Origin of the sequence: Nitrosomonas sp. (assembly GCF_019752415.1) — a bacterium.
Classification (GTDB): domain Bacteria; phylum Pseudomonadota; class Gammaproteobacteria; order Burkholderiales; family Nitrosomonadaceae; genus Nitrosomonas.
This window is the reverse complement of record NZ_JAIEME010000095.1, coordinates 1-7917: the sequence shown is the minus strand read 5'-3', so window position 1 is coordinate 7917 and position 7917 is coordinate 1. Positions and strand designations below refer to the sequence as shown.

Annotated in this window: 8 protein-coding genes and 2 pseudogenes; 5 read left to right on the top strand and 5 right to left on the bottom strand. The window is 44.5% G+C overall.

Annotated elements, in window-relative coordinates; translation table 11 throughout:
• Both K2P83_RS13150 and K2P83_RS13145 read left to right on the top strand, forming a co-directional pair.
• Positions 1-125, top strand: a pseudogene (locus K2P83_RS13150) (IS1595 family transposase); the annotation flags it as partial.
• A 2-nt stretch (positions 126-127) separates the two neighbouring features.
• The gene (locus K2P83_RS13145; protein WP_292929912.1) at positions 128-331 is read left to right on the top strand and encodes a hypothetical protein; all 204 of its coding nucleotides are present in this window, start codon (positions 128-130) and stop codon (positions 329-331) included.
• On the opposite strand, the gene K2P83_RS13140 is transcribed toward K2P83_RS13145, so the two are convergent.
• Positions 309-443: a transposase gene (locus K2P83_RS13140; protein WP_292929914.1), complete on the bottom strand. Its 135-nt coding sequence runs from the start codon at positions 441-443 to the stop codon at positions 309-311. The two genes, K2P83_RS13145 and K2P83_RS13140, sit on opposite strands and share 23 nt — an antisense overlap.
• Before the next feature lie 105 nt (positions 444-548).
• Between K2P83_RS13140 and K2P83_RS13135 the strand changes: the two are divergent.
• Positions 549-697 (top strand): annotated as a pseudogene (locus tag K2P83_RS13135) (IS5/IS1182 family transposase); the annotation flags it as partial.
• Between the two features lie 129 nt (positions 698-826).
• On the opposite strand, the gene trpE reads toward K2P83_RS13135, so the two are convergent.
• The 3 genes from trpE to rpe are packed head-to-tail and all read right to left on the bottom strand — an operon-like array spanning position 827 to position 3759.
• Entirely contained in the window at positions 827-2299 is a 1473-nt protein-coding gene (gene trpE / locus K2P83_RS13130) for an anthranilate synthase component I (protein WP_292929910.1), read from the bottom strand.
• An 8-nt stretch (positions 2300-2307) separates the two neighbouring features.
• Entirely contained in the window at positions 2308-3036 is a 729-nt protein-coding gene (locus tag K2P83_RS13125) for a phosphoglycolate phosphatase (RefSeq protein ID WP_292929908.1), read from the bottom strand.
• 45 nt (positions 3037-3081) lie between these two features.
• Entirely contained in the window at positions 3082-3759 is a 678-nt protein-coding gene (gene rpe, locus K2P83_RS13120; RefSeq protein ID WP_292929906.1) for a ribulose-phosphate 3-epimerase, read from the bottom strand.
• A 152-nt stretch (positions 3760-3911) separates the two neighbouring features.
• Between rpe and apaG the strand changes: the two genes are divergently transcribed.
• Both apaG and K2P83_RS13110 read left to right on the top strand, forming a co-directional pair.
• Positions 3912-4295 (top strand): Co2+/Mg2+ efflux protein ApaG, encoded by a 384-nt coding sequence (gene apaG, locus K2P83_RS13115; protein WP_292929904.1) that lies wholly within the window; start codon positions 3912-3914, stop codon positions 4293-4295.
• A 57-nt stretch (positions 4296-4352) separates the two neighbouring features.
• On the top strand, positions 4353-5057 hold the full coding sequence (locus K2P83_RS13110; RefSeq protein WP_292929902.1) for an SAM-dependent methyltransferase: 705 nt from the start codon (positions 4353-4355) through the stop codon (positions 5055-5057).
• A gap of 641 nt (positions 5058-5698) precedes the next feature.
• On the opposite strand, the gene K2P83_RS13105 is transcribed toward K2P83_RS13110, so the two are convergent.
• The gene (locus K2P83_RS13105) at positions 5699-7417 is read right to left on the bottom strand and encodes a porin (protein WP_292929900.1); all 1719 of its coding nucleotides are present in this window, start codon (positions 7415-7417) and stop codon (positions 5699-5701) included.
• Positions 7418-7917: the final 500 nt, after the last annotated feature.

The following is a 7917-nucleotide window of genomic DNA, read 5'->3' as shown; positions in this document are numbered from 1 at the left end:
ATCTTGCGAGTTATTTGGGGTGGCATAGAATGATTGACCGTCTCGGTCAGAACGTTACACCAACCCTCTGTTTCCTAATGTCACTTGGAAAAACAAGACAATTTCAACAGTTAATTACTACATAGCCTTGTTCTTCTTAGTCGAGCTCATTTCGCCATCACGTTTGCGTAGCCGGTTCTTGGTCGATGTCGATGTCGCAGCCGCTATCAGCGTGGCGTCAACTATTGTGACCTGTCGCAGCACAATAATCCCTGTTGCGATAACCGCGCAGTTGTTTCAGCAAGCAGGCTTTGTGCCAAGTGATGCTTCTACAGCAGGTGATGAAATTTGAGAATCGTCGTTTCACCAGGTATGACATCTTCTTCTGCAAATTCAAGTAACATTGGCACATCATGTAACGCTTCTTCCATTGCCGGATCTGAATAACCAAACCATTGATGCATCATATGAATCCATAGCATCGCTTCCAATGCAAATGGCTTGTGTCCCAAACCTGCTATCGGATAGTGCGGCGCGATCCGATTCGTCCACTTGGCCCAAGGAATCATTGGGGTTTGTATAGATGCCGGCATTTGGTGGAAATGCTTTTGCTCGGCTAAAGCAGAATCGGGCAGTAGCGACACGATACGACAAATTGAAAAGAAATTTTGAGAGTATGGTAGTCATGGCATGTGGATATCTGTGGCTATCTATGTGAAATGCCAACAGACCCTAGTGCCAAAAAATAATTAAAAAGATACCGACAGCTTTTTGAGTGAGGAAAAGTAAACAGACTTGTGGTTTTTCCATGGGGTTGTTTATTCTCCACAGTATGCTATAAGGATTTTCAGAATTTACTATCCAATCCATTTTCAGCAATTTCTGCAGCACGAAGCAATGCTTTAGCTTTATTCTGGGTTTCAATCCATTCATTTTGCGGAATCGAATCGGCAACAATTCCTGCACCCGCCTGTACATGCAATTGACCATCTTTGATAACACCGGTACGAATTGCAATCGCCAGATCCATATCGCCATTAAATCCAAGATAGCCTACTGCACCAGCATAAATACCGCGTTTAGATATTTCCAGTTCGTCGATGATTTCCATGGCGCGTACTTTAGGAGCGCCACTGACTGTTCCTGCCGGAAACGTCGCGCGCAGCACGTCGACCGCGGTCAGCTCAGGTTTTAACTTGCCCTCCACATTGGATACGATGTGCATCACATGCGAATAATTTTCTATTTGCATTTTTTCCGTTACAACCACCGTTCCGGTCTGCGCAACACGCCCAATATCGTTGCGGCCTAAATCCATTAGCATGACATGCTCCGCCAGTTCTTTGGGGTCGGCGAGTAAATCTGCTGCCAATTCCGCATCTTCCTTTATGTTCTTTCCACGAGGCCGGGTTCCTGCGATCGGACGAACAGTAACGGTATCGCTTTCCAGGCGCACCAATATTTCCGGAGAAGCACCCACAATATGAAAATCATCAAGATGATAGAAAAACATGTAGGGCGAAGGGTTAAGGCTGCGAAGCGCACGATACAGTGACAGGGGAGACGCATTAAACGGTTTACTCGTGCGTTGGGACAAAACGACTTGCATGATGTCACCATCATAGATATAGCGCTTTGCCCGCTCGACAGCAGCTTTAAAATCGGCTTCAGGAAATTCCGATATTGCAGCACCGGAAGTAACAGATTCCTCTGTTGGAATGGTGATTGATTGACGAAGCTTAGCTAATAAAGTTTTTAAGCGATTTCCCCCGAATTGGTAGGCATTCTCGTTTTCCGGATTGACATAAACGATCAGATATAATTTTCCGGATAAATTATCCACCACAGCCAGTTCTTCCGACAGTAACAGCAAAACATCCGGGGTATTCAACGTATCCGGTTTTGCGTGGCCTGCCAGTCTGTGCTCGATGTAGCGTACGGTATCGTATGAAAAGTAGCCGGCCAAACCACCACAAAAACGGGATTTTCCAGCCGGGCAGGGTGCTGCCTTGAATTGCGCCAGATAGGATTCGACAAATGCCAGTGTATCGTCCACTAAGCTTGTTTCAGATTTGCCGTCAACGATCGTGGTAACTTGATTGCCGCGGGCTTCAATCCGTGTTGTTGCCGGTAAACCAATGAATGAGAATCGACCGAAACGTTCTCCACCTTTGACCGATTCCAATAGATACGAATAGGGCCGGTTGGCCAGTTTTAGATAGATGGATAAAGGGGTGTCGAGATCCGCAAAAGTTTCCAGTACGATTGGGATACGGTTGTATCCTTGTTGTGCGAGCTTATTAAAATCGGTTTCGGTCATCTCAGTTTTCAAGACAGTCTTTTAACTAATTTTGATGCATCGAACAATGATTCGACAATCGCATCACAATCCAGCTCGTAAACATCGCGTCCTTCGTTATAGCCATAAGGAACAATGAACACATGGCAACCGGCAGCTCTGGCAGCAATGGCGTCATTCAGTGAGTCGCCAATGAGCAAGGCTTCGTGCGGTTGCGCATCAAAATGCGTACAAATGTGCGTTAATGGCATCGGGTCAGGTTTTTTCCTGGGTAGACTGTCACCGGACAATACGATTTCAAATTGATCGTATAACCCAGTTGCGCGCAGCAGCGGCAGGGTAAATGCTTCCGCTTTGTTGGTGATGCAAGCTAGCTTAAATCCCGCCTGTTGCAAGGCTTTAATGCCTTCGAGAACGCCCGGATAGGGGCGTGTGTTGACACTCAAATTATTGGCGTAATGCTTTTCGTAGATCGGCAGCGCTTTTTCAAATAAGGCCGCATCGGGTTCACCATCCAATTGCCCGGTCAATGTACGCTTGACCAGTTTTTGTATGCCTTTACCGATGTATGAGCAGATCGTTGCTGTCGATTGTTCCGGCAACCCCAGATCTTTTAACATCAGATTCGCAGACAATGCGAGATCGTCAGCGGTATTAAGCAACGTGCCGTCCAGATCAATCATGATCACTTTAGCCGTTAATGGAAATTTGATTCTTTTTGCAGAGGCATTTGTGCTGCCAGAAAGACTATGATTCATCTGAGTATATGGAATAGCAATGAGCTAAATAGAAATGTTAGAAAATTACACTTTTGCTAATTCAGCGCGAAGTGCCGCTAAGACGGTATCATAGCGATGCGGATCTGTGTCTTTACCGGCCGAATAAATGGCTGATCCAGCAACAAAGGTATCCGCTCCGGCACGGGCGATTTCAGCGATATTATCCACTTTAACACCGCCATCAATCTCCAGCATGATATTTTTGCCGCTGGCATCGATGCGTTTTCTCACGGCACGTAATTTGTTCAATGCTTCAGGAATAAATTTCTGTCCGCCAAACCCAGGATTCACAGACATGATAAGGATCAGATCAAGTTTGTCGAGCACATGATCTAGATAATGTAAAGGCGTGGCAGGATTAAATACCAAGCCCGCTTTGCAACCTTGCTCTTTAATTAATCCGATAGTTCGATCAATGTGATTGGAAGCTTCAGGGTGAAACGAAATGATATTGGCACCTGCCTTGGCGAAGTCCGGAATAATACGATCAACTGGTTCGACCATCAGATGTACATCAATCATGGCGTCAGTGACAGGACGAATGGCTTCGCATACCAAAGGGCCGATAGTGAGATTGGGAACATAATGATTATCCATAACATCAAAATGAACTATATCTGCGCCTGATTCAATAACGGCGGTGATTTCATCGCCTAGTTTAGCGAAGTTAGCTGATAAAATGCTCGGTGCAATGCGGTACATGAAGACCTCTTAGTGTAATAAACAAATTCTGCATTTTAACCGCAAATGATGGATTGCGCGTAAAAGAGTAGAAATTATTACGGAAATTATCCTGAGTAATACGCCTTATACTTTTTCTTGATACACTATTAAAAAGAGTATGGAATAAAAAAATGAACGAAGATAAAAAATATGAAATTGATGTCAGTATCCGCACGATATACTTACCTGATCAATCCGATGAAGAAGCTGAAAGGCATGTATTTGCGTACACGATAACCATTGCGAATACGGGCACTGTAACCAGCCAATTAATCAGCAGGCACTGGATTATCAATAATGGAGATGGCACTACTCAGGAAGTGCGAGGGCTAGGTGTCGTGGGTGAGCAGCCATTACTTAAACCGGGTGATAGCTTTGAATATACTAGTGGAACGGTGATTCCAACCCCTGTGGGATCTATGAAAGGAAGTTATCAGATGGCGGCTGAAGATGGTGTGCATTTCGATGTTGCAATACCGGAATTTATATTGAGTGTACCCAGAATCCTCCATTAGAAAATCTGAGCATAGCCTCGACTATATGCTACATACCTCCCAATCATCGGTATTCTGATGACCGGAAAACTCTATCTGATCCCAACACCTATCAGTCAGGAAAACATTGCTTGGGCATTACCATCAGCAGTTCAAAAGTGCATCGCTGAAATTTCACATTTTATTGTGGAGCATCCTAAAACGGCAAGGCACTTTTTGAAACAGATTGATTGTAAGCATTCATTACAAGAATTAAGCATGCAAACCTTGAATGAACATACGTCATCAAAAGATCTGCTGGCATTGCTGGACCCAATATTGACCGGAAACGATGTGGGATTGTTATCGGAAGCAGGTTGTCCCGCAGTGGCGGATCCTGGGGCAGAATTAGTTCGATTGGCGCACAAAAATAATATCATGGTAGTGCCATTAGTCGGACCTTCATCGATATTGCTGGCGCTGATGGCTTCTGGTTTGAACGGTCAACGCTTTACCTTTCATGGTTACTTGCCGGTTGAAAGCACAGCGCGAGCAAGCAGAATTGTGGAGCTGGAGAAATTATCGATTAGTTTGAAGCAAACACAGATTTTTATCGAAGCGCCTTACCGTAATCAGAAATTACTGGAACAACTGGTTATAGTCTGTTGTGACAGCACGGATTTATGTATTGCAAGCCACCTTACTTTTTCCAGTGAACTGGTTGCCACAAAATCCGTTAGAGAATGGAAACGTTCTTTACCAGATATCAACAAGATACCGACTATTTTTTTACTGCATGGATAGCGTAGTAATCGGCCCTGTGCTGCAATCGCGCCGAAGAAACACGCCGCTTTTTGAATAAGACAGAGTGGAATACGGTGCCACGAAAGACCGGAATAGCAAAGGTGCATATTGCCTTAGGGATAGCGTGATCATGGGTAACGTCATCGACATTGATGAATTGACCTGGCGCTGTTGAGACGCTTGGCCGATATTCCGTTTAAGTGAGTGAGCTTGACGACATACCCGATGTCGCATCACATTCCAAACGAATGATGGAGATAATCATTGTCCTACGCACGCAAGAAATCAGTATCTAACGCGGCAAAGCAAGTGAATCTTTAACGATCACAGAGTCACTTGACAGAAGGGGGGGGGGGGGGCGTGGTCACCGCCCAATGAAGTAATTTTTATTTCACATTTGGTGCTCTCTGTTCTACGCTCAAACTGTCCGACTTTGCCTGTCAAGCCCTCACAGTTGTACAATCGCTCGGGTGATGCAAGGTTGAGGCTGGTTGTCTGAAGTTGAGTCATATCGATATGTTTGAATATATCAATGTTTCCCTAGAAATCCGAAGCCTGATTCTACCGGGAATTCATGCAATGATTCTGAATTCCCGGTTTATTGAAGTGCAATTTAATTTGCAGAGATTTCTTGCACAAGCTTAAAAATCAACTGTAACCTGTGTCAGGAATGAGCTAAACTCAGCGTTATTCCATCCGTTTGTACGTGCGCCGGCGCCACCTGAATAACCATTTGTGTTCGTAGTTGGAGTTCCCGCTGTGTTGATATCCAACATGTAAATAACATTGCTTTGGAATTTAACATTTGAATGGGGATACCAATTTAAACCGAATCTAACCATATCCGCCTTTCCACCTTTAATCACGCCAGAGTTCATGTCGATGTAATCATAGCCTGCGGCGACTTCCCATGCGCCCCAGCCTGCGCCGTTCCACTGAAATGGACGATTAGGCTTAATCCGGTTTGCCGCACCATTTCTAACATGATAAGCCTTAGATTCGCCGGTCAGGAAGTAGCTTGCAAAACCGTAATAGCCTGTCAGATGTTCATCGTTGTATCCAGTACCATTGATATTGGTGCGTAAGTATTCGCCTTGTGCAGAGAACGGGCCATAAACAAGCCAGGATTCTGCGCCATAACGATCGTAACTGCTCACGCGGCGGTGAAGCGGATCACTCAGCGCGCCTGTACTCAAGTTGCCGGTATTTAGTATGTTGGTACGATCTACGTTGGTTCCTGGGAAGGCAAAGAACGACATCCCGCCACCACCGCCGTTTGATCCTTCACCAACCATCGTGCCGTCAGCCCGATATTGGGTGTTAACTTCAGTGTGCCCTGCAGAGATACCGACATGCATAAATTTGGTATCGCTTTCCATCCAGGGACGGCCACTGATACGGCCGATGCCTTGCCAGCCGGTATCGCCAGAGCCGTTATTGCGACTTTGATTGCCGTTGGCGTTTACTGAGGTCGAAGCAGCCGACCAAGAACCAATTGGCTCTGTTTGAAAAGCCAAGCCGGTTTGCCACCGCTGAACTGCGTAGTTGGCACCGATACCTGTCTTGTAAGTATTGGGATTGTCGACGAATGAGTTGACCGACATATGACGTTCAATGAAAGTTAGGTAACGGTTACTGGCGGCTTCTTCCAAACTGAATGGTTCCTTGAATGAACCAATTTTATAAGATAATGCATCGGTATGATTTAATCTTACAAATGCGTCGGTAATCCCGGACCCAACAGAGCCGTTACCACGGCTAAAGTCGTACTCGAACTTATAATCCCATATTTTATAAAAAGTACCTTCAACGCCAAGACGTGCACGGCGGATATTCATGCCGCTATTCAATTCATTGGGTGTGTTGGTTCCGAAAGCAGGATCAGGTTCATTGATAAAATTGTACTGTGAGGCAGGTTGTATCCGTCCATTGAGCGATACCGAAAAATTACCATCCTTGGTTGACCAATGCAGTCCGCGGTCATCAAAATTCCCGTGTATCTTTTCAACTTCTTTGACCCGCTCTTCAAGTACTGAAACTTGACCTTTAAGCTGTTCTTTCTCAGCCTTTTCTCGCAATCTTGTCAGACGGTCACTTTTGGTTTTATCGCCTTCATGAGCTGTCGATAATTCAGGCACTTCAGTGTTATTAGAAGAATCTGCCATGGTATGAGATGGCGCTACGAGTATTTTAGGTGTTTCTGTTTTAGCAGATGCTTGCCCAGATTTTTCATATGTACCCATATGTACCCGCCCCGGCCCGGGTTCAGCAAAAATTTGCTTGGTTTTTGTGTCAACATATAAATCAAGGGCAAACGCATTGGACATAACACTTAAATTTATTACAACTATGATTGCCATCGTGTGTCTGAATAATCGCATAATCGGTCTTTGATCGAGGGTTTAAAAGATGGCAATCTTTATATCGTAGTAATGTTACAGTTTTATGACAGTTACATTTCTATGACATTTTTATGACAAGATGTCTTGTTATTCGGAATCTCTGGGATTAATGCGCTAATCGATTGTATTCAAATTTATTTTTATTAAAATATAAAATCAGTATTTTATGTGCGGGTAACACTCTACTCGGTGGAGTGTATGGTTTATCATGACTTTATTTTTTGGGATTGACGGGAACTTTCCTTGAGAAATGACCTGTCCAATGAAGGTGTTTAGTTGGAATTATATTTTTCTTGCTAAGCACTGATTTCTATTAACTAGCTTGTTGAATTAATTAATAGGAGGTAACAAAAATGGCAACAACTTATGGCACAACGAGCGCGAGTTCGAGCGCTAACTATGACATGTCGCTGTGGTACGATTCTAAGTACTACAAGATAGGAATGCTCACCATGTTA